This window comes from Ralstonia sp. RL (assembly GCF_001683835.1).
Taxonomy (GTDB): domain Bacteria; phylum Pseudomonadota; class Gammaproteobacteria; order Burkholderiales; family Burkholderiaceae; genus Ralstonia; species Ralstonia mannitolilytica.
The window spans coordinates 1-1,589 of sequence record NZ_LWRX01000158.1; the positions used below are offsets into that span (position 1 = coordinate 1).

Genomic DNA, 1,589 nt, shown 5'->3' on the forward strand with positions numbered 1-1,589 from the left:
GGTACTTGCCGTCCTTGTAGAACTCGGAAGCGGCGCAGTCCAGGCCCAGCGCGACCTGGGTGCCCGGCTCGTAGCCGGCCTGCTCGATCGCCTGCAGGATCAGCTTGATCGCTTCCTCGTGGCTGCCGACCGACGGCGCAAAACCGCCTTCGTCGCCCACCGCGGTGGTCAGGCCCTTGTCGTGCAGGATCTTCTTCAGCGTGTGGAACACTTCGGCGCCGTAGCGGATCGCTTCGCGGAAGCTCGGTGCGCCGACCGGGATGATCATGAACTCTTGCAGGTCGAGATTGTTGTCGGCATGCGCGCCGCCGTTGATGACGTTCATCATCGGCACCGGCATCTGCATCGCGCCGGAGCCGCCGAAGTAGCGGTACAGCGGCAGGCCGGATTCCTCGGCTGCGGCCTTGGCCACGGCCATCGACACCGCCAGGGTCGCGTTGGCGCCCAGGCGGCTCTTGTTTTCGGTGCCATCGAGGTCGATCAGGGTGCGGTCGAGGAAGGCCTGCTCGTTCGCATCCAGGCCCATGATCGCTTCGGAAATCTCGGTATTGATGTTTTCGCAGGCTTTCAGCACGCCCTTGCCCATGTAACGGCTCTTGTCGCCGTCGCGCAGCTCGATCGCTTCGCGCGAGCCGGTGGACGCGCCCGACGGCACGGCGGCACGGCCCATCACGCCGGATTCCAGCAGCACGTCGCATTCGACGGTCGGGTTGCCGCGCGAGTCGATCACTTCGCGGCCGATGATATCAACGATGGCACTCATTTTATTTCTCCCAAAACAATGAAAATTCTGGTCGGGCAGGTTTCTACGCCTGCCGGGCTGCGGGCCGAGGATACGCTCAGGCCCGCGTTGTTGAAGCAACTACGAAAAGTCGTTTTCCAGGAAACCCGCCTTCTTCACGACGCGGTCCAGTTCGACCAGCGTCGCCAGCAGGTCCTTCATGCGGTTCAGCGGCACGGCGTTCGGGCCGTCCGACTTGGCCTCTGCCGGGTTCGGGTGGGTTTCCATGAACAGGCCGGCGATGCCGACCGCCACCGCCGCGCGCGCCAGCACCGGCACGAACTCGCGCTGGCCGCCGGACGAGGTGCCCTGCCCGCCCGGCAATTGCACGGAGTGCGTCGCATCGAACACCACCGGGCAGCCGGTTTCGCGCATGATCGCCAGCGAACGCATGTCGGACACCAGATTGTTGTAGCCGAACGAGACGCCGCGTTCGCAGGCCATGAAATTGTCCTGTTCCAGCCCCGCTTCTTTCGCGGCGGCGCGCGCCTTGTCGATGACATTCTTCATGTCGTGCGGCGCGAGGAACTGTCCCTTCTTGATGTTCACCGGCTTGCCGGACTGCGCGCAGGCGCGGATGAAATCGGTCTGGCGGCACAGGAAGGCCGGCGTCTGCAGCACGTCGACCACCCCGGCCACCGGCTTGACCTCGTCGATTTCATGGATGTCGGTCAGGACCGGCACGCCAATTTGTTTTTTCACTTCCGCCAGGATTTCCAGGCCCTTGTCCATGCCGAGGCCGCGGAACGACGAGCCGGACGAGCGGTTGGCCTTGTCGAAGGACGACTTGTAAATGAAGGGAACGCCC

General features: G+C 64.1%; 2 protein-coding genes. Both read right to left on the reverse strand.

Going from position 1 to position 1,589, the window contains the following annotated elements:
* Positions 1-763, reverse strand: a 763-nt coding sequence (eno, locus tag A6M56_RS15260) for a phosphopyruvate hydratase (RefSeq protein ID WP_286758224.1), incomplete at its 3' end; no start/stop codon positions are given.
* A 99-nt stretch (positions 764-862) separates the two neighbouring features.
* Positions 863-1,589 (reverse strand): 3-deoxy-8-phosphooctulonate synthase (gene kdsA, locus A6M56_RS15265; protein WP_286758225.1); only part of this gene is annotated, 727 nt, incomplete at its 5' end.